Genomic DNA, 20,010 nt, shown 5'->3' with positions numbered 1-20,010 from the left:
CATTGCTCACATTGCTTCCAGTGTTTTTTAAGCCAGCTCGGGTGCTGGCTTTTTTTTTGCCTGTTATTCTTCGTCCGCCTCGCCATTTTGCAGCAACGCGTGCTTTTTCAGCATGCCGCGTAACTGGTGGTAGGTCAGTCCCAGCAACTCTGCCGCTTTCCGTTGGTTAAATCTTCCCTGCTGCAGCGCCGCCTCGATCAACGATTTTTCCTGTGCCAATTGCCAGGTTTTTAAATCCAGCGGCAAGACCGGCAGGCCCTCACTCGATCCCGCTTCTGAAGGCAATGGCGCAGTTTCCCGCTGGGCAAACGGATTGATGACGATGTTATCCAGCGCCTCGGCGCTGGTGCCGTGGCGGTACACTGAACGTTCCACCACGTTTTTCAACTCGCGCACATTGCCCGGCCAATGATAGCCGAGCAGGGTATCCCTGGCGCGCTCGGTAAAGCCGGGGAACAGCGACAACGACAGCTCACGACACATCTGGATCGCAAAATGTTCGGCCAGCAACATGATGTCTTGCTGACGCCGACGCAAAGGCGGCAACTGCACCACGTCGAACGCCAGCCGGTCCAGCAGATCGGCGCGAAACTTTCCCGCCGCCGCCAGCGCGGGCAAGTCGTCGTTGGTGGCACACACCAGCCGGACATCGACCTGCAGCGGCTGGCTACCGCCGACGCGCTCCAGATGGCCGTATTCAATCACCCGCAGCAATTTTTCCTGTACCAGCATTGGCGCGGTCGCCAATTCGTCGAGAAACAAGGTGCCGCCGTCGGCCCGTTCAAAGCGGCCCAGGTGGCGCTTCTGCGCACCGGTAAAAGCGCCGGCTTCGTGGCCGAACAGCTCGGAATCCAGCAGGTTTTCATTCAGGGCCGCGCAGTTAAGCGAGATAAAAGGCCCCTGCCAACGGTTGGACAGATAATGCAACCGGTGGGCTATCAGTTCTTTACCGGTCCCGCGCTCCCCGATCACCAACACCGGCTTGTTCAACTTTGCCAGTTGCGAGACTTGCTCCAATACTTCGACAAAGGCGTTCGCTTCGCCCAGCAGGTTTTCTAACTGTTCGCTCATGATGAAATTCGCCAATGTTTGGTGAAAATAATCACTCTACAGGATGCGGACAGAGAGTCAAAAATAAATAGTCGTTGTTATTCAATGAAATAAAAGTTGGCACGGGTTTTGATTAAGTCTTTGGGCAATCTGTATGATTTAACACGGCGCTTCAGACGCCATCAGAACCAAGAGGAAGTGAATTATGGGTATTTTTTCTCGTTTTGCCGACATCGTGAACGCCAACATTAATACGCTGCTGGACAAGGCGGAAGATCCGCAAAAGCTGGTGCGTTTGATGATCCAAGAGATGGAAGACACGCTGGTCGAAGTCCGTTCTACCTCAGCGCGTGCGCTGGCGGAGAAAAAGCAGTTGCTGCGTCGTATCGAGCAGGGTGAAAACCAGCTTAGCGACTGGCAGGACAAAGCCGAACTGGCGCTGCGTAAAGATAAAGAAGATCTGGCCCGTGCGGCATTGATCGAAAAACAAAAAGTGGCCGACCTGATCACCACGCTGACTCATGAAGTGTCGACGGTTGAAGAAACGCTGGCCCGCATGAAAAGCGAAATCGGAGAACTGGAAAACAAGCTCACCGAAACTCGCGCTCGCCAGCAGGCGCTGACATTGCGTCATCAGGCGGCGTCGTCTTCCCGCGAAGTGCGTCGTCAGCTCGACAGCGGCAAACTGGATGAGGCGATGGCGCGTTTCGAGCAGTTCGAACGCCGCATTGATCACATGGAAGCCGAGGCGGAAAGCGTCAGCATCGGTAAAAAGAAGTCTCTGGATCAAGAGTTTGCCGAGCTGAAAGCCGACGACGCCATCAGCGAGCAGCTGGCGGCACTGAAAGCCAAAATGAATCGCTCTGAGTAAGGCAATAAAGGTTTTGAAAATAAATCAGGAAAATCAATTTATTGATTTTCGGCTGATAACACAAAGGGGGAAAAACCACGCTTTTATCCCCCTTTGTCAATAACCTGGGCGGCCACGGTGGTGTGGCCGCCCACCAAAGACGCATTAAGAAGGAAAAGAAATGAGTGCTCTATTACTTGCCATTCCGTTGACAATCTTTGTGTTGTTTGTCGCACCGATTTGGCTTTGGCTGCATTACAGCAATCGGCAACAAAACGGCATTCAACTGAGCCATCAGGAAATGCAGCGTCTGGCCCAGTTGGCCGAAGACGCCAAGCGCATGCGTGAACGTATTCAGGCGCTGGAAGAGATCCTCGATGCAGAACACCCGAACTGGAGACAGTCTTGATGAACAACACTCTGGGCAGTAAAAAGCTTTATCGCGTCCCTGAAGAAGGCATGCTGAAGGGCGTTTGCGCCGGTCTGGCCCATTATTTCGACGTGCCGGTGCGCCTGATCCGGGTGATGGTGGTGCTGTCGATGTTCTTCGGGCTGTTTTTCTTTACCCTGATTGCTTATTTCGCGCTGGTGTTCGTGCTGGACGAAGCACCGGCCAGCCGCTTTGACGACGAACAGCAAAAAACGCCGCGTCAGTTGCTCGACCAGCTTGAATATCAACTGGGCAGTGGTGAGCAGCAACTGCGCCAGGTTGAGCGTTACGTGACGTCGGACACCTTCGGCGTACAGAGTCGTTTCCGCAAGCTATAACCCGCCTCGCGTGCTATGGCCTGCGCCGGGCGCAGGTCAGGCATTGCACCCGCCATCATCCTTTTTTGACCCAAACTTTGCCGGAGGGCATTGATAATGAACAAAACCTATGCCGCAAACGCCGTTAAATCCGGTGGATTTAAACAAGGAGCAGGTGCAATGTTGAAGACATTGTCTAAAGTCATCATCATAGCGTTACTGAATTACGGCCCGGCAGGGGCGGCCGGCTGGCTGCTGCGGACCGTGGGCCGCAAACCGATTCGCTTTGTCCTGGCACTGGTGCTGGAACCGCTGTTCCGCAAAGGCCTGAACAAGGTATTTGGGCGTTATGCCAAGGAGAACAATGAAACGACTGCAAAATGAGTTAACGTCGCTGGTCAACCGCGGAATGGATCGCCATCTGCGCCTGGCGGTGACCGGCCTTAGCCGTAGCGGAAAGACCGCCTTTATCACCGCTTTCGTCAACCAATTGCTGCACGTTCACAGCGGTGCGCGCATGCCGCTGTTCTCGCCGGTGCGTGAAGAACGTCTGCTGGGCGTGAAGCGCATTCCGCAACGCGATCTCGGCATTCAGCGTTTTACCTATGATGAAGGGCTGGCGCAGCTGTACGGCACCCCGCCGAGCTGGCCGACGCCGACGCGTGGTGTCAGCGAGATCCGTCTGGCGCTGCGCTACCGTTCCAACGATTCGCTGCTGCGTCATTTCAAAGACACGTCGACCCTGTACCTGGAAATTGTCGATTATCCCGGCGAGTGGTTGCTGGACTTGCCGATGCTGGAACAGGATTATCTGGCCTGGTCGCGGCAAATGGCCGGCCTGTTGCAGGGCGATCGTGCCGAATGGGCCAAGCCCTGGCTGGAGCTGTGCAAAAGCTGCGATCCGCTGGCACCGGCCGATGAAAACAAACTGGCGGCCATCGCCCAGGCTTACACCGACTATCTGCTGCGTTGCAAAAGCGAGGGGCTGCATTTTATTCAGCCGGGCCGCTTTGTGCTGCCGGGCGATCTGGCCGGGGCCCCGGCGTTGCAGTTTTTCCCGTGGCCCAATGTAGACGCTCTCGGCGAGTCGAAGTTGGCGCAGGCAGATAAGCACAGCAACATCGGCATGTTGCGTGCGCGGTTCAATTATTACTGCCAGTCGATCGTCAAAAACTTTTATAAAGAACATTTTGTCCGCTTCGATCGCCAGATTGTGCTGGTGGATTGCCTGCAACCGCTCAATAGCGGCCCGCAGGCGTTTAACGATATGCGCCTGGCGCTGACCCAGTTGATGCAGAGCTTCCACTATGGCAAGCGCACGCTGTTTCGTCGGTTGTTTTCACCGACCATCGATAAACTGATGTTCGCCGCCACCAAGGCCGATCACATTACTGCCGATCAGCATGCCAATCTGGTGTCATTGCTGCAGCAATTGGTGCAGGAAGCCTGGCAGAACGCCGCGTTTGAAGGCATCAGCATGGACTGCGTCGGGCTGGCTTCGGTGCAGGCCACCGAGAGCGGTATCGTTGACCATCAGGGGCAGCGGATCCCGGCGTTGAAAGGCAATCGTCTCAATGACGGCGCACCGCTGACGGTGTTCCCCGGCGAAGTGCCGGCGCGTTTGCCCGGGCCGACGTTTTGGCAAAATCAGGGCTTCCATTTCGATGAGTTTCGTCCACGAGCCATGAGTGTGGACAGCCCGTTGCCGCATATTCGCCTGGACGCGGTGATGGAGTTTTTACTGGGAGATAAATTGCGATGAGCGAGCCGATAAAACCGCGTATCGATTTTGAACAACCGCTGCAGCCACCGCAGGAACCGGTACTGCGCGCCAACGTCGCCTTTGATGAACAGCAGGCGGAAAGTTTTTTCCCGGCGGCGCCAGAGCTGCAACAGGAAGAGGAAGAGGGACGCGCCGAAGGCATTATCAACGCGGCGCTGAAACCCAAACGCAGCCTGTGGCGCAAAATGGTCACTGCCGGGCTGGCGTTGTTTGGCGTCAGCGTGGTCGCGCAGGGCGTGCAGTGGGTGCATACCGCCTGGGTACAGCAGGATTGGATCGCCCTGGGCGGCGGCGTGGCGGGCGGTTTGATTGTCTTCGCCGGGGTGGGGTCGGTGGTCACCGAATGGCGCCGGTTGTATCGTCTGCGCCAACGCGCGGAAGAACGCGATGTGGCCAGAGAGTTATTGCACAGCCACGGTTTGGGCAAAGGGCGGGAATTCTGCGAGAAGCTGGCGCGCCAGGCCGGTCTTGATCAGGGGCATCCGGCGTTGCAACGCTGGCAGGCTTCGCTGCATGAAACCCAAAACGATCGTGAAGTGGTGGCGTTGTACGCCAAGCTGGTGCAGCCGGTATTGGACAACCAGGCCCGGCGTGAAATCAGCCGTTCGGCTGCGGAGTCCACGTTAATGATCGCCGTCAGCCCGCTGGCGCTGGTGGATATGGCATTCATTGCCTGGCGCAACATTCGTCTTATCAAGCGCATCGCGGCGCTGTACGGCATCGAACTGGGTTACTTTAGCCGCCTGCGGTTATTCCGCCTGGTGCTGTTGAATATCGCTTTTGCCGGCGCATCTGAACTGGTGCGTGAAGTGGGGATGGACTGGATGTCGCAAGATTTGGCGGCTCGACTTTCCGCCCGTGCGGCACAGGGTATCGGTGCCGGGTTGCTGACTGCCCGGCTCGGTATCAAGGCCATGGAGCTGTGCCGTCCGTTGCCCTGGCTGGAGGGGGAGAAACCCAAACTGGGCGATTTCCGCAGCCAATTGATTGGCCAACTGAAAGAGACCCTGAAAAAAAGCGACAGCAAAGCCAAATAACATCCCACGGCGTCCATCGGGCGCCGTGTTCATTTCTGCCGCTAACGTGCCTCGCTAACGCCCAAACGTAACCCTCGCTTGACGAAAGACGATCCCCCTGCAAATACCTTATATTTATCTGAAAATTTATTGTCGGTTGTGATAACTCTCTGCCAATAAGCTAAAATGACGCCGATGGTGTTATTCACTTGCGTTTAAAATCATCAACAACAGCGATAAATCAGAGTTCTGTCAACTTTTGCTGACAGATTGCTTCTACCGCTCGGGGTGAGAGAGTATCATCATTGCCAGTCATCCCCGCACCTGCAGAGATAAGGCCAATACTGATGCGTTTGGAAGTTTTTTGCGAAGACCGGCTCGGTCTGACTCGAGAGTTACTCGATCTTTTGGTATTGCGCAGCATAGATTTACGTGGCATCGAAATCGATCCCATCGGCCGCATTTACCTCAATTTTTCCCAGTTGGATTTCGATACCTTCCGCGCCTTGATGGCGGAGATCCGTCGCATTGCCGGCGTGACCGACGTGCGCACCGTGAATTTCATGCCGTCCGAACGTGAGCACCGCGCATTGCGGGCGTTGCTGGAGTCGATGCCGGAACCGGTATTTTCGATCGATATGAAGGGCAAGGTCGAATTGGCTAACCCGGCGGCGCAGGCGCTGTTCGGCTTCAGCGAGGACAAAATCCGCAACCAGACCGCCGCCGCGTTGATTGGCGGTTATAACTTCAGTCGCTGGCTGGAGAGCGAGCAAACCACGCCACAGTCCGAGCGGGTAGTGATCCGCAGTCAGGATTTCCTGATGGATATCACGCCCATCTATCTGGAAGACGAAAACCAGCAACAAGATACCGTTGGCGCGGTTGTGATGCTGAAGTCCACCGCGCGTATGGGACGTCAGCTACAGAACCTGTCGGTAAACGACGATACCGAATTTGATCATATTGTCGCTGCCAGCCCGAAAATGCGTCACGTGTTGGAACAGGCGCGCAAGCTGGCGATGCTGGATGCGCCGCTGCTGATCGTGGGCGACACCGGCACCGGCAAGGACATACTGGCCCGGGCCTGCCACCTGCGCAGCCCGCGCGGCAAACAGCCATTCCTGGCGCTGAACTGCGCCGCCTTACCGGACGACGTAGCGGAAAGCGAGCTGTTCGGCCATGCGCCGGGGGCTTATCCCAATGCGCTGGAAGGCAAGAAGGGCTTCTTCGAGCAGGCGCAAGGTGGGTCGGTGCTGCTCGATGAAATCGGGGAAATGTCGCCGCGCATGCAGACCAAACTGCTGCGCTTTATCAACGATGGCACTTTCCGCCGGGTGGGTGAAGAACACGAAGTGCATGTCGATGTCCGCGTGATCTGCGCGACGCAAAAGAACCTGATTGAACTGGTGCAACGCGGCGAGTTCCGTGAGGATCTGTATTATCGGCTTAATGTGCTGACCATTACCCTTCCGCCGCTGCGTGAGCGTCCGCAGGACATCATGCCGCTGACCGAACTGTTTGTGGCGCGCTTTGCCGATGAGCAGGGCGTGGCGCGGCCGAAGTTGTCCAACGATCTGGGCAGTTTCCTCAGCAAATACGGCTGGCCGGGCAATGTGCGGCAGTTGAAAAACGCCATTTATCGCGCGTTGACCCAAACGGAAGGGTTCGAACTTCGCCCGCAGGACATTGTGCTGCCGGAGTTTGAGGTTGAAATGTCATTGGGCGATGAGGTGCTGGACGGTTCGCTTGACGATATCAGCAAGCGTTTCGAGCGCTCAGTGCTGACGCGGTTGTACCGCACTTACCCAAGTACGCGAAAATTGGCGAAGCGCTTGGGGGTTTCGCATACCGCGATCGCCAATAAGCTGCGTGAATATGGTCTCAGCAGCCGTAAGCCGGCTGGGGAAAGCGAAGAGTAATAAAAAACGGGCGCCTGGGCGCCCGTTTTAGACTGCTGACAAAGCTCGTTATTAGGGAGAGCGTGCCGAAGGGGTCGTAGCGGCTTGTCCGCCGGAGTGCCCCTCGGGGCGCTAGGCCCGGGTATCTCGGGTTCCAAAACAACTTTGTCATCAAACTCTTTCAACATTTAGCTATCAGAGGCCGGCATTCGCCGGCCTCGTGACATTATTTCAGGGCAGCCAGTGCCGCATCGTAGTCAGGCTCGTTGGTGATTTCATTCACCAGCTCGCTGTACAACACGTTATCCTGACCGTCCAGCACCACGACCGCACGCGCAGTCAGACCGGCCAACGGGCCGTCAGCGATTTCTACGCCGTAGGCCTGTTTGAACTCTGCACCACGCAGAGTGGACAGGGTCACTACGTTGCTCAGGCCTTCCGCGCCGCAGAAACGGGATTGGGCGAACGGCAGATCGGATGAAATGCACAGCACCACGGTGTTTTCCAGGCCGCTGGCCAGCTCGTTGAATTTACGTACTGAGGCAGCGCAAACGCCGGTATCGATGCTTGGGAAAATGTTCAGAACTTTGCGTTGACCCGCGAAGCTGCTCAGCGCTACGTCTGACAGGTCGCTGGCAACCAGCGAGAAGGCTTTGGCTTGTTCGCCGGACTGTGGCAGGTGGCCTGCAACGCTTACCGGGTTGTCTTTAAAATGTACGGTCTGAGTCATTGGGTTTGATTCCTTTTACAGGTGTTTATACAAAGGGCATAAGCCTAATGAAAATGGCTTTTGGCCGCATTTAACATTAGGTTCACACCCTGGCATCAGTTTATGTCAACAAATGCGGGTTGGATAGGTAAAGTTTGCTAAATACTTGTATATATTAGGTTGTATCCAGGGTTTATCCCTCTGGTCTACCGATTTTATGCGCAATTTCCGCCTCAGGAGCCGTGATGAGAAGCATGCGTTTTTACCCAGAAGCCTGGCCGTTGCATACCGCCTTTGTTATTGCTCGCGGTAGTCGTACCGAAGCCAAAGTGGTGGTGGTTGAAATTGAACAGCAGGGGGTGCGCGGAAGCGGTGAATGTACGCCATACCCGCGTTACGGCGAAAGTGAAGCCTCGGTGATGGCGCAGTTGGCAGAGGTGGCGTCGGCTGTCGAACAGGGCGTGACGCGCGAGCAACTGCAACAGCTGATGCCAGCAGGCGCGGCGCGCAATGCGCTGGATTCTGCTCTGTGGGATCTGGAGTGTCGGCTGAACGGTCAGAACCTCTGGCAACGCAGCGGGGTGGCGGCGCCGGAGCGTATTCTGATGGCGCAGACCGTCAGTATCGGTTCGCCGGAGGCGATGGCATTCGCCGCGCGCGAGCTGGAACAGCAAGGGGCGCGGTTGCTGAAAATCAAACTGGATAACCATCTGATCAGCGAACGGCTGGTGGCGATCCGCGCGGCAGTGCCGGAGGCGACGTTGGTCGTCGATGCCAATGAGTCCTGGCAGGCGGAGGGGTTGGCGGCACGCTGCCAACTGTTGGCAGATCTGGGGGTGGCGATGCTGGAGCAACCGCTGCCGGCAACGGATGACAGCGCACTGGAAAACTTTATTCATCCGCTACCGATCTGCGCCGACGAGAGCTGCCACACCCGTAGCGATCTGCCCAGGTTGGCCGGCCGTTATCAGATGGTCAATATCAAACTGGATAAGACTGGCGGTCTGACGGAAGCATTGGCGTTGGCGGCGTTGGCGCGGGAACAGGGGTTCGCCATCATGCTTGGCTGCATGCTGTGTACTTCACGGGCGATCAATGCCGCATTGCCGTTGGCACCGGGGGCGCGTTTCGTCGATTTGGATGGGCCAACCTGGTTGGCGAAGGACGTAGAAGCGGGATTGGCTTTTGAATGCGGGGCGATTAATCTCGCCCCATAACCGGCTTAGTCCGGATAAGTCAGCAATTCCACCATGGCATCAAGATAGCTTTCACTGGCTGCATCGGCAGAGATTGGCGGGAATTCTGCGGTAATGCAGGGCAGCGACAAATCGGCGCACCAACTGCCGAACGATCCCGGCGTCTCGTAACCGACGCTGGTGACCAGCGGCAGAGCAAATTTGTGCGAAAGCCAGACGCCGAGCTGGGAGCTGGCTGGATCTTCGATGCAGGCCAGCGGCTCGTGGAAGGAGACCACCCAGCGCGGTTTCAGGCGATGGATCAGGTGGCACAGTGCCTGGGTTTCCGGCTCGGAACCAGGGCGCCCACCGGTTGAAAGTTTAACGTCCCGCGCCTGCGCCGCGCTGTTCCAGCGATAAACCGTATCGCCGGAGCGCCAGTTGGCCGCCGGGAAATTGCGGTTCAAATCGACCCCGTTAGCATTGGCACGCAGCCCAAGTTGGCAACCATCGGGGTTGACGGCCAGCACCACATGGTGGCGCAGTTGGTCAGGCGCGATACTGCGCAGCGCACAGGACAGGGTGACGATAGCGGCGCCCTCGTCACCGTGAGTGCCTGCGATGATCAGCCCGGTTTCCGGGCCAGTGATGGCCGCCGGAAAATAGAGTAGCGGCGCGCCCAGCAGCGAACTGCCGTAATTCTCTCCTGCAACGGCCAATTGGCCACGTTCACTGCGCGGTCGATGCTGGATCATGATGCGGTCCCTGATTTAAAGGTCGAGAGTGATTATCATTTTATTCAGTGTATTACGCTTTAGCTTAACTTTCCCAGAGCTATTGTTCGGCCATCGCTTGATATGTGAACGGTGCGTTAGCGCAGGCAACAATAAAACCCCGCCGGTTAATTCGCTGTTGTTATACTATCGGCAAAGCTAACCCAATAACCAAACAGGGGATTTAACATGCCAGTAGCCAGAATAGTTGCCAGCTATAGCGAAAATGAAAAAGATACCATCACGCTGCTGTGCGGCGTGGACGAAGAGAACCAGATCCGTCAGGGTGAATGGTTCGGCGTGGTGAAGAACGACGATGGGCGTGGCGATGAGTCCAACTATCCGTTCACCTTGCACGTCGACTATCAGAAAAACAGCTTCTATCTCGACTATGGTTATGACGATGCCGAGTCGCGCCAGATGCAAAAGACCGATATTCATGCCAAGCCGTTGGCAGAAAAAGGTTTCTTCACCATCTTTGATGAAGAAGAGGGCGAGGAGTTCAGCTACCGCATCAACAGCATTCACCTGTACGACTGATCTTCGTCCAGATAAAAATGCCCGTGTCGGCCTCGTCGCGCGGGCATTTTTTATTGCCTGGCCCCCAGTTTTTACATCTTGTCCGCCTGGAACTCTAGGTGAGACTAATCTTGTGCTATAAGATAAAAAATTCAGATGGTTAACGGGGATGAATCAGAATGACCAGAAAAAAAATTCAACAAGGTTTTCGTTTGGCGCTGTGTGCCGTGGCGATTGGCGCAGGGTTGAGCAGCGCAATGGCAGCGCAGGTTCCCCCGGGTACTTCTCTGGCGGAAAAACAGGAAATTGTTCGCCACATCAAAGATGAACCCGCTTCGCTTGATCCCATCAAAGCGGTAGGGCTGCCGGAAGCGCAATTGGCGCGCGATCTGTTTGAAGGCCTGGTGAATCAGGATGCCAACGGCAAAGTGATCCCCGGCGTCGCCACCCGTTGGCAAACGACGGATAACCAAACCTATATTTTCACGCTGCGTAAAGATGCACGCTGGTCAAACGGTGACCCTGTCACGGCAAAAGACTTTGTTTATAGTTGGCAGCGCCTGGTCGAACCGAAGAATCTGTCCCCCTTCGCCTGGTTTGCCCAACTGGCGGGTATACAGAACGCCGATGAGATCATTACCGGCAAATTACCCGCAGATAAGCTGGGCGTCACGGCGCTGGATGATTACACCTTTAAAGTCCAGTTGAACAAACCGGTACCCTATTTTGTCAGTCTGACGGCCAACTTCAGCCTGTTCCCGGTGAACAAGGCCGTGGTGGAAAAATACGGCAATGACTGGACCAAGGTCGGTAACCTGGTGGGCAACGGCGCGTTTAAACTGCAGGAGCGGGTGGTCAACGAGAAGCTGGTGCTGACGCCAAACGAACACTATTGGGATCACGCGCATACCGTTTTGACTAAAGTGACCTTTGTGCCGATTAACCAGGAATCCAACGCCACCAAACGTTATCTGGCCGGTGATATCGATATCACTGAATCCTTCCCTAAAAACATGTACCAAAAATTGCTGAAGGACATTCCTGACCAGGTTTATACCCCGGATCAGCTCGGGACCTATTATTATGCGTTCAACACCCAACGGGCGCCGACCAACGATGTTCGGGTGCGCAAGGCATTGTCGTATGCGATCGATCGCAAAATTATCGCCGAGAAAGTGCTGGGCACCGGCGAGAAACCGGCCTACCACTTCACGCCGGATGTCACCGCCGGCTATAAACCGGAAGTGAGTCTGTTGCAGCAGCAACCGCAGGCGGAGTTGGATGCACAGGCCAAGGCACTGATGCAGGCGGCCGGCTATGGTCCGAACAATCCGTTGAAGCTGACGCTGCTGTATAACACGTCGGAAAGCCACCAGAAAATCGCCATCGCCGTGGCCTCAATGTGGAAGAAAACGCTTGGGATCGACGTTAAGTTGCAGAATCAGGAATGGAAAACTTATATCGACAGCCGCAATACCGGCAATTTCGACGTGGTGCGGGCTTCCTGGGTCGGCGATTATAACGAAGCCTCGACTTTCCTGTCGCTTTTAAGCTCGACCCACAGCGGTAATATCGCCAAATTCAAGAGCGCGGATTACGACAAGCTGTTGGCGCAGGCCAGCCGTGAAACCAGTGCCGCGGCCTTGACCGCCGACTACAACAAGTTGGAGCAGATCATCGCTGAACAGGCGCCGATAGCCCCGATTTACCAATACACCAATGGTCGGTTGATCAAGCCCTGGGTAAAAGGCTACCCGATCACCAATCCGGAAGACGTGGCTTACAGCCAGACGATGTATATTATCAAACATAAATAAATAACCACGTCTAACCCGGCCCCGTTAATTCGCGGCCGGGTTTTTTATATTTGCCGAAGACTAAAATAAACCCTGCGGGCTTATTTTAGTCGTGACGATGCGACCTGTTAAAGAGAACAGGGGCGGTCTTTATTTCGGCAATGGAGTGTGGGATGAAGCCGGTGGTTATTTATTGTTTATAAGCTGTCCCGCATGGCATCAACCAGGATGCGGCCGGCCATATCCGTCTGGGTAATGCGATAGCTGGTTGGGTAGGAGCGGCGGGTGCTCAGATGGTCGTGGACCGAGACCTTGCCAACCGGTGTGCCGCTGGCATTCTTCACGATAAACTCACTGATTTCTTCCTGGCCCTGGTTTTGAAAATTAACGCTGCGGATTTTCTCCAGCGTATCGTTGTCGTTTAATTTTAAATGGTCGCGTAACATAACTACCTCCTCGTAGTGAGGGAAGTATATGCCTCTCAATTTTGAGCTGGAACAGCTTTGTGTTAATTTTTTATTGTTATTATGAATTAAAATTGCTGTGAATATGTTAAGTCATAATAATGGCACGATAGCCAGCGCTTTATTCCGTTATATTTGTCTTTGTCAGCCCTGTTTTATTTCATCTCCGTTATTATTAGTCTGCATTTTTCTTAAATAATGCCTGACGCCCAACGGCGGAGGGAAATACGCAGGCTACGTCGTGTGCGCAGCCGGGAACGATCAGTAAATCGCGTTTGGCATGCGGGGCAATAAAACGTCGATCGTAAGCCGCATAGGCCATGCCGCGTTGCAGTCGATAGGGGCCTTGAGCCTGCGCCGCGCAGGATTTGTCGAGAATTTTGTAGAAGCTGCCGGGAGCCTTGCCGGTATCCTGCTCGCCGGCCATGTAGGTGATATCCGCCGCGGCATAGCGTTGGCGCACCGATTGATGGTTTTGATCGAGCAAGGTCGGGACAGCCTCAACGCCGTATTTCCAGCGATTGACGTCCGGGCAGGCGGCACTGGTTACCTCCACCCACTCAAAGTGACAGTTCCCCTGTGGCTGACAGTCGCGCCAGTCGGCAGGGCGGTCGTTTTTGACCGGCAGCGGCCGATGGCCATCAAAATAGAGCCAACTGCCGGGGTCGGATATGACATAACGCACTTTCACGCCGGCAGGTGGGTGAGCGAATCCGACGTAGTGCTGCACAAACTGCGCACCTGCAGAGAATCCGGCCACGGTGACCTCATGTATCTGCGGCCATTTTACTTTCAATTCGGCAACCAGACGATCAAGCGCGGCAAACGAGTTGGTTTGCCCCTGGGTGTCCAGACCGCCTTCGATCCAGGAACTACAGCGCCACAGCGCGTCACCGGCCCGCGCCTGCGGCACGCCGGGTGAGTGGCAGCGCTCGGCCTGGGCATCGCTGACCGGAAACAGCGGGGCGATCAACAACGTCCCTTCGGTTCCGGCGGTAAGTTGAGCCGCTTTTACTGCGGCGGCCAAGGTTTTTCCTGCATCTCTGGGATAGCCGTGTATCACGATCAATGCGCTATGCGGTGTGGCGACCTGGTTTTTTGCGACAAAGTAGGGCAAATCACCCGCCGCCGGCCCCAGCTTGACCCGGTATGCGTCGGCGACAGTGTTAAGTGAGTTATCGGCGGCAAACAACGGATTAACGGGGGTCAGGACGAGCGCCAAAACCGAGGCTAACAGGCATGTCTGAATCGGTATCATTGGGCACCAGCGGCATGGGTTGTGCATTATTGCTCCATGTTAGCGTATAAGGCCGTTCCGGGCGTAGCATTCGCACGGCTTCATCTTTGATCCGCCTGGCATTAACGCTAGACTCTGGGATAACTGAAAAGCAAAGGGGATGAGGAATGGAAGTCATTGAGGGGCGCGAGTTACAGGTTCCTGACGCAGTCTATGCCTACCAGCTCGATGGTAAGGGCGGTGTTACGTCGATTGATTACGATGATAAAGTCACCTGCGACGAGCCTTGCTGGCTGCATCTTGATTATGCGCACCCCGCCAGCGCCCAGTGGCTGACCACGACGCCGCTGTTGCCGGATGCGGTAAGAGAAGCCTTATCCGGGGAGAGTTCCCGACCGCGCGTCACCAAGGTGGGCGACGGCACCATGATCACGCTGCGCAGCATCAATTTTAACGCCAACTCGCGGCCGGATCAGTTGGTGACCATTCGCGTCTACATGACCGATAAACTGATCGTTTCCACCCGTCATCGCAAAGTGTACTCCATCGATCAGGTGGTGAACGATCTGCAAAGCGGCAGCGGGCCGACCAACAGCGGCAACTGGCTGGTGGAAATATCGGACGCGCTGACCGACCACGCCAGCGAGTTTATCGAGGATCTGCACGATAAAATCATCGATCTGGAAGATTCGCTGCTGGAGCAGCAAGTCCCCGAACGCGGGCAGTTGGCGCTGATCCGCAAGCAACTGATTGTGCTACGCCGTTATATGGCGCCACAGCGCGATGTATTCTCGCGGTTGGCCAGCGATCGCCTGCCCTGGATGAATGACGACGATCGTCGTCGCATGCAGGATATCGCCGATCGCTTGGGGCGCGGGCTGGATGATCTGGACGGCAGCATTGCCCGCACCGCGATCCTTTCCGACGAAATCACCACCGTGATGGCCGACGCCATGAACCGCCGCACTTACACCATGTCGCTATTGGCGATGGTGTTTTTACCCACGACCTTTTTGACCGGGTTGTTCGGCGTTAACCTGGGCGGGATCCCTGGCGGCAGCAACCCATTCGGTTTCGCGGCATTTTGCCTGATGCTGCTCGGATTGGTGTTCGGCGTGGGCTGGTGGCTGAAGCGCCGCCGCTGGCTGTAGCCAAAAAGAGGTAAAAACCCGGTTAACATTGAGCGATATCAACTTTTACCGGGGAGAAATGGGGCATGATCTATCTCGCAGGTGAATGCAACGTCAAGCGATGGGCGTTGCGCTCCATAATTGTCTTACTTTCTTATATTTAGAATTACTGCATAGCACATTGATTCATACAATGCCGGTTTAATCACCGGCATTTTTTTGTCCGTTATTTGCCCCTTCAGGCGGCGCTCTCATCCCAAAAACTGGCCTCAATCTTATGACCGTCCAGGTCGCGAACAAAGCAGCCGTAATAGGCTTCGCCGTAGTGTGGCCGTGAACCGGGGGCGCCTTCATCGGTCGCACCGGCCAGCAGCGCCTGCCGGTAGAAGTCATCGACCTGCTGTTTGCTGGTGGCGAAAAACCCCACATGCACCCCGTTGCCGGTCGTGGCCAGTTTACCGTCGTTCGGCAGCTGCAACCAGAACTCCGGATAATCGCGGCCATAGCCAATGGCGCCAGGGTGTTCCAACACCCGACGGCAGCCTAAGGCGGCGAGGGTGCGATCGTAAAAATCCGCTGCGGCGTCAAAATCGTTGCTGCCGAGAGAAACGTGAGATAAGCAGGGTGTGATGTTCATCGGTACTCTCCTGGTGACTGTATAAAAACACAGTATAGGATAAAAACGGCACTGTCCGGTGAATTCTGCTGAAATTGCGAGCGGGATCGACAACTGATGAGGGGAGAAAAGAGCCGCCCGCAGGGTGCGGGCGGAACAGCGACTTACTTGATTTCGAGCACGTCCAAACGTGCCGGGGCGGGTTCATCCGTCTCTTCCGGCTGCCAGCCGACCGGTTGCATCGGAATGTCTTCGCGGTCAAAGGCCAGATCGCCACCGTCAACGACTTCGCTGCCGTGGTGAATGCCTTTAAAATCAAACAGATTATAGTCGCTCAGGTGCGAAGGCACCACGTTCTGCATGGCGCTGAACATGGTTTCCAGGCGGCCTGGATAACGTTTATCCCAGTCGCGCAGCATGTCGCCGATCACCTGGCGTTGCAGGTTAGGCTGCGAACCGCACAGGTTGCACGGGATAATCGGGAATGCTTTCGCGATCGAAAAACGCTGAATGTCTTTTTCACGGCAATAAGCCAGCGGGCGAATCACCACGTGCTTGCCATCGTCGCTCATCAGTTTAGGTGGCATTCCTTTCAGCTTGCCGCCGTAGAACATGTTGAGGAACAGGGTCTGCAGGATATCGTCACGGTGGTGGCCAAGGGCAATTTTGGTGGCACCCAGTTCGGTGGCGGTGCGGTAAAGAATGCCGCGGCGCAGGCGTGAGCACAGGGAGCAGGTGGTTTTGCCCTCGGGGATCTTGTCCTTGACGATGCTGTAGGTGTTTTCCTCAACGATCTTGTATTCCACCCCCAGGTTTTCCAGATAGGCCGGCAGGATATGCTCCGGGAAGCCAGGCTGTTTCTGATCGAGGTTCACCGCAATCAGCGAGAAATTGACCGGGGCGCTTTGCTGCAGATTGCGCAGGATCTCCAGCATGGTGTAGCTGTCTTTGCCGCCGGACAGGCAGACCATGATGCGGTCGCCTTCTTCAATCATGTTGAAGTCGGCAATCGCCTCGCCCACGTTACGACGCAGACGCTTGTGCAATTTGTTCAGGTTGTACTGCTCTTTAGGATTAATTGACTGATTTTCTTGCATTTTATTTTCCGTAAAACATAAAAAGGGGCAAAATTGAGGCAAAGTACATTAAATAGCCAGCCTGTCGTTTAGCATGTTCACCTGCTCCCCGTTCATTTCTTCGATCCACTTCCCGTATATTTCGTAGACCATTTGCGCGTTGTCGTGTCCCATCTGAGCGACGATGAAAGACGGGTTAGCGCCCGCCGTTAACAACCAACAAGCGAAAGTATGTCGCGTATGGTACGGATTACGCCGCCGAATGCCAGCGAGTTTTGCAGCAGCATTCCAGCGAGCCCCGTGCGTCGACAGAGAATAGTAGGCTTTTTGCTCATCTTTGGCCGTGCGCGGCATAAAAACAAAATGTAGCCGCTGCTTCTCTGTTTTGCCGTATTCGCGGTGATGAAAGGTGATTTCCGTCTTAGGTTGTAGCACCGTTAATAACCGTTGGGCGCGCAGCGCTTCCAATGCCGGAGCCAGAAGGGTGATCGTGCGCTTACCCGCCAGGGTTTTAGGCGCCCGGCCCGGACATACCTAAGGTGTTCAGGTTGCGGCTTGCCTTCACTGTTCCTGCATCGAGATCTACATCCTCCCGGGCTGACGCCGCTAATTAAAGAATGGATGGTTTATTGTGTGCAGGTGAATTGCATTGATACTGGCGCACCCCCTGATATCATGTGATCCACCTAGCTAAAAAAGAAACCCGTGAATATAGCGGGTTTCTTTTTTAGGCTCTCGGTGTTGGTGAGCCTCTACGTTTTCTTTGTGCGACTAATAAAAACGGCACAAGTGAATTGCAAAATACTTTTTATTGTATTTTTAAAAGCCGGTGCCGGCTTGCATTTATCACAATATCCGGGCTCAGCATTTACCCAAGTAGTCGTTTCTACAATCCAGAGTCCACATACTTTACAGAATATCATTGACTGATAACTCCCTTAAGGCAATTAACACTTATAACCGTAAGTAATGAAAATTCGCAGATAAAGTGAGAACTCGGAGAATACCACCTTCTATGAAAGTGGTTTTTTACTAGCAAGTATTTCAGTCCTTAATGAAATAAAAGCATCTAACACTTCAGGCACTGTCAGGTTAGATACATCTTCGTTTGGCGCTTCGAGTACACGTGCTGGCACCTTCCAGGGACTCCAAAAGAAAGCATCACTATTACCGAATAGGGCAACAACTGGGCGTTCGACGCCAGCAGCTACGTGTAGCGCACCACCATCACTTGTTATAATTTGATCGCAAAGTGACATTCCCGCCATAAGATCACGAATACTTTTCGTTTCAAAAGGAAGTAATGGCAAGTCTTTGCATTGGCTGACTATTTGTTTCGCTTTTTCATCATCGCCAGGATGCGTGGGGTTATCACTTGCACCCGGAGACCAAAATAAGATAATTTTACACTTCTCTCTCGCTGATAAGTTATGCGCAAGTGAAATGAATTTTTCAGCAGGCCAGCGTTGCTTTTCCTTTCTTGAGCTTATCTGTAACCCATAAACTGGCACTCCAGTTCCTTCGCCCAACTTAGCAGAGGCCTGCATAATTTCGGATTTTTTTAAGTAGAGCTCAAGCTTTCCAGGAGCCTCATCATACCCTAGTGGTTTGGCTAATTGGCTAAGCTCTTCAACTATATGTCTATGTCCATGCATATATGGCACCTTATCGGTGACAGCATTGGGGGCATCTTCGCCTATTGCAATGATGCGTGTGGCGCGAGATAGCTTAGCCCACTGCAAGGGGCGCTTATCCCAGCTACCGGCTACAATGGCAACATCGTAGCGTTCACGCCAAATATTAAAAGACGTCTTTATGCGCAGTAATATTGCGCCAACCTTGCCTTTCAGTGATGTTTCATGGTGCAGTTTCGTATAAAGATGAATTTTATTGAGATGCGGGTTTTCGTCTATCACCTGACTGTTATACGTATTTACCAAAATATCAACTTGATGGTCTCTGCTTAACTGGGCAATAAGAGGTGTTGTAAGAATTAAGTCACCAATATTTTCACGTCTAATAATTAGTATTTTCATCATGTCCTTATATGCTCAGTAATATGACGCGCTAATTGTATGGTTTTTGAAAGGCTGTTGCTAACTATTTCGCTTGATTGCCGGAATTCCCGAAGGAAAAAAAGATAGTCGGCAACAGGCTTAGCAAAGGGGGGGCGGTACCCTGGCTCAATCCCGATACCGCCCGTTTTGCTGCGTCAGCCGGGGGTCTTGTGTTCTGCCAGCCAGGCTTTTACGTCTTTGACTTCAATCTGATGGCGGGCATTGTAAGTCTCGGCTTTTTGCCATGCCACGCCGTCAGGTCTGGCAAACGCCAGCCGGTAAGCTGCAGAAAGGTCATCAGGTGAATTTTCGACCGCAGCTGCAAGAAAAGCCTTGTCGTTCACGTCAAGCGAAAAGGGGGTATGGTAATGTCGGCTCAACAGATCGGCCAGTTGCCGATAGGTGATCGTATCGCCTGCGAGATAAACAACCTCATTTTCTATGACCGGGGAATGGAAAAAAATCATCGCCGTCAGCGTGCCGATATCTTCGGGCGTGGTCAGGGTTAGCGCATAGTTTGCATCACCCAAGGCGTGCACTTTACGCGCGGGCACATCGACCAGGCCAAAACTCGCTTCAAAAAGGAAACTCGTAAACATGCCGGTCGAGACAATCACCCACCTGGTTTGCTGTTGGCTGCGTAACAGCTGCCGAACGGCCCATTGTTCATCCCAGACCGGCTGGCCGCTGCCCATGCCAATACGGTCATAGTCGACGCCAAACTGCCAAGGAAAATAGCGGGCGATATTTGCCAGCAAGACAGCACGGGTTATTTTGAGTTGAGTTCCCGGCCCGCCGACAAAACCGCTGCAGTTGACGATGGCATCGTAAGGCGCAAAAACCTGCGCCAGTGCTTCGACCGTCAGTACGTTGAAATCTGCGGCAACCGTTTCGACGCCCCAGTCAGTCAGTTTTTTCAGCCTGTCCGCTTGCGCCGGCGAAGCATTGCGCTGCAGCGATGAGGCGCGTAATAAAACGGTCAGTCGCATGTCTGGGTTCGTCTGACGTTGTTTAATAAAACCTTCAATCATCGCCATACCCAACTCACCGGCGCCCAGGATCAGAATGTTACGGCATTGACTCATTACATTATTGTGCATATTTTTCCCCTTTG

The 20,010-nt window shown here is 54.4% G+C and carries 20 protein-coding genes and 1 pseudogene; 11 read left to right on the top strand and 10 right to left on the bottom strand.

From position 1 onward, the window contains the following. Positions 1 to 63: 63 nt before the first annotated feature. Positions 64 to 1,071 (bottom strand): phage shock protein operon transcriptional activator, encoded by a 1,008-nt coding sequence (gene pspF, locus ACGS9J_RS01000; RefSeq protein ID WP_442229253.1) that lies wholly within the window; start codon positions 1,069 to 1,071, stop codon positions 64 to 66. A gap of 184 nt (positions 1,072 to 1,255) precedes the next feature. Between pspF and pspA the strand changes: the two genes are divergently transcribed. From pspA to tyrR, 7 genes are all read left to right on the top strand, one after another. After that, complete coding sequence (pspA, locus tag ACGS9J_RS00995) at positions 1,256 to 1,921, top strand: phage shock protein PspA (protein WP_442229252.1); 666 nt, start codon at positions 1,256 to 1,258, stop codon at positions 1,919 to 1,921. 160 nt (positions 1,922 to 2,081) lie between these two features. Continuing rightward, positions 2,082 to 2,309, top strand: coding sequence for an envelope stress response membrane protein PspB (gene pspB / locus ACGS9J_RS00990; RefSeq protein ID WP_012145351.1), 228 nt, complete (start codon positions 2,082 to 2,084; stop codon positions 2,307 to 2,309). After that, positions 2,309 to 2,668 (top strand): envelope stress response membrane protein PspC, encoded by a 360-nt coding sequence (pspC, locus tag ACGS9J_RS00985; protein ID WP_442229251.1) that lies wholly within the window; start codon positions 2,309 to 2,311, stop codon positions 2,666 to 2,668. Before pspB ends, pspC begins: the two co-directional genes overlap by 1 nt. Positions 2,669 to 2,764: 96 nt before the next feature. Then, positions 2,765 to 3,031 (top strand): phage shock protein PspD, encoded by a 267-nt coding sequence (pspD, locus tag ACGS9J_RS00980; protein WP_442229250.1) that lies wholly within the window; start codon positions 2,765 to 2,767, stop codon positions 3,029 to 3,031. Beyond that, positions 3,012 to 4,409, top strand: coding sequence for a YcjX family protein (locus ACGS9J_RS00975; RefSeq protein WP_442229249.1), 1,398 nt, complete (start codon positions 3,012 to 3,014; stop codon positions 4,407 to 4,409). Before pspD ends, ACGS9J_RS00975 begins: the two co-directional genes overlap by 20 nt. Further along, the gene (locus ACGS9J_RS00970; protein WP_442229248.1) at positions 4,406 to 5,467 is read left to right on the top strand and encodes a TIGR01620 family protein; all 1,062 of its coding nucleotides are present in this window, start codon (positions 4,406 to 4,408) and stop codon (positions 5,465 to 5,467) included. Before ACGS9J_RS00975 ends, ACGS9J_RS00970 begins: the two co-directional genes overlap by 4 nt. 326 nt (positions 5,468 to 5,793) lie before the next feature. Next, positions 5,794 to 7,365: a transcriptional regulator TyrR gene (gene tyrR / locus ACGS9J_RS00965; protein WP_442229247.1), complete on the top strand. Its 1,572-nt coding sequence runs from the start codon at positions 5,794 to 5,796 to the stop codon at positions 7,363 to 7,365. Positions 7,366 to 7,570: 205 nt separating this feature from the next. Here the strand turns inward: tyrR and tpx are convergent, their stop codons facing one another. After that, positions 7,571 to 8,074 (bottom strand): thiol peroxidase, encoded by a 504-nt coding sequence (tpx, locus tag ACGS9J_RS00960; RefSeq protein ID WP_442229246.1) that lies wholly within the window; start codon positions 8,072 to 8,074, stop codon positions 7,571 to 7,573. A 224-nt stretch (positions 8,075 to 8,298) separates the two neighbouring features. On the opposite strand from tpx, the gene ycjG reads away from it, so the two are divergent. Next, positions 8,299 to 9,270 carry an L-Ala-D/L-Glu epimerase gene (gene ycjG, locus ACGS9J_RS00955; RefSeq protein WP_442229245.1) on the top strand — a complete coding sequence of 324 codons (972 nt, stop codon included), beginning with the start codon at positions 8,299 to 8,301 and terminating at the stop codon, positions 9,268 to 9,270. Between the two features lie 5 nt (positions 9,271 to 9,275). On the opposite strand, the gene mpaA is transcribed toward ycjG, so the two are convergent. Continuing rightward, entirely contained in the window at positions 9,276 to 9,983 is a 708-nt protein-coding gene (mpaA, locus tag ACGS9J_RS00950) for a murein tripeptide amidase MpaA (protein WP_442229244.1), read from the bottom strand. A 207-nt stretch (positions 9,984 to 10,190) separates the two neighbouring features. Here mpaA and ACGS9J_RS00945 point away from each other — a divergent pair, with 207 nt between their 5' ends. Next, a complete protein-coding gene (locus ACGS9J_RS00945) occupies positions 10,191 to 10,541 on the top strand; it encodes a hypothetical protein (protein WP_442229243.1) in 351 nt (116 codons plus the stop codon). Between the two features lie 158 nt (positions 10,542 to 10,699). Further along, the gene (locus ACGS9J_RS00940; protein WP_442229242.1) at positions 10,700 to 12,337 is read left to right on the top strand and encodes a peptide ABC transporter substrate-binding protein; all 1,638 of its coding nucleotides are present in this window, start codon (positions 10,700 to 10,702) and stop codon (positions 12,335 to 12,337) included. A gap of 176 nt (positions 12,338 to 12,513) precedes the next feature. Here the strand turns inward: ACGS9J_RS00940 and ACGS9J_RS00935 are convergent, their stop codons facing one another. Together ACGS9J_RS00935 and ACGS9J_RS00930 are read right to left on the bottom strand one after the other, a co-directional pair. Continuing rightward, positions 12,514 to 12,762 (bottom strand): hypothetical protein, encoded by a 249-nt coding sequence (locus ACGS9J_RS00935; protein ID WP_442229241.1) that lies wholly within the window; start codon positions 12,760 to 12,762, stop codon positions 12,514 to 12,516. 193 nt (positions 12,763 to 12,955) lie between these two features. Beyond that, positions 12,956 to 14,065, bottom strand: coding sequence for a hypothetical protein (locus ACGS9J_RS00930; protein ID WP_442229240.1), 1,110 nt, complete (start codon positions 14,063 to 14,065; stop codon positions 12,956 to 12,958). Positions 14,066 to 14,184: 119 nt separating this feature from the next. On the opposite strand from ACGS9J_RS00930, the gene zntB reads away from it, so the two are divergent. Then, complete coding sequence (gene zntB / locus ACGS9J_RS00925) at positions 14,185 to 15,168, top strand: zinc transporter ZntB (RefSeq protein WP_442229239.1); 984 nt, start codon at positions 14,185 to 14,187, stop codon at positions 15,166 to 15,168. Positions 15,169 to 15,385: 217 nt separating this feature from the next. Here the strand turns inward: zntB and ACGS9J_RS00920 are convergent, their stop codons facing one another. The 5 genes and pseudogenes from ACGS9J_RS00920 to ACGS9J_RS00900 all read right to left on the bottom strand — a co-directional run bounded on the left by ACGS9J_RS00920 (position 15,386) and on the right by ACGS9J_RS00900 (position 19,981). After that, on the bottom strand, positions 15,386 to 15,784 hold the full coding sequence (locus ACGS9J_RS00920) for a VOC family protein (RefSeq protein ID WP_442229238.1): 399 nt from the start codon (positions 15,782 to 15,784) through the stop codon (positions 15,386 to 15,388). A 143-nt stretch (positions 15,785 to 15,927) separates the two neighbouring features. Further along, positions 15,928 to 16,860, bottom strand: coding sequence for a tRNA 2-thiocytidine(32) synthetase TtcA (ttcA, locus tag ACGS9J_RS00915; RefSeq protein ID WP_442229237.1), 933 nt, complete (start codon positions 16,858 to 16,860; stop codon positions 15,928 to 15,930). Between the two features lie 48 nt (positions 16,861 to 16,908). Then, positions 16,909 to 17,449, bottom strand: a pseudogene (locus tag ACGS9J_RS00910) (tyrosine-type recombinase/integrase); the annotation flags it as partial. 403 nt (positions 17,450 to 17,852) lie between these two features. Continuing rightward, a complete protein-coding gene (locus ACGS9J_RS00905; protein ID WP_442229236.1) occupies positions 17,853 to 18,878 on the bottom strand; it encodes a glycosyltransferase family 9 protein in 1,026 nt (341 codons plus the stop codon). A gap of 173 nt (positions 18,879 to 19,051) precedes the next feature. Beyond that, positions 19,052 to 19,981, bottom strand: a complete 930-nt coding sequence (locus tag ACGS9J_RS00900; RefSeq protein WP_442229954.1) for an aromatic alcohol reductase — start codon at positions 19,979 to 19,981, stop codon at positions 19,052 to 19,054. Positions 19,982 to 20,010: the final 29 nt, after the last annotated feature.

This window comes from Serratia quinivorans, from assembly GCF_052113645.1.
Lineage (GTDB): Bacteria > Pseudomonadota > Gammaproteobacteria > Enterobacterales > Enterobacteriaceae > Serratia > Serratia quinivorans_B.
Note: the sequence above shows the minus strand (reverse complement) of the source record. Positions and strands in the feature narration are given on the sequence as shown.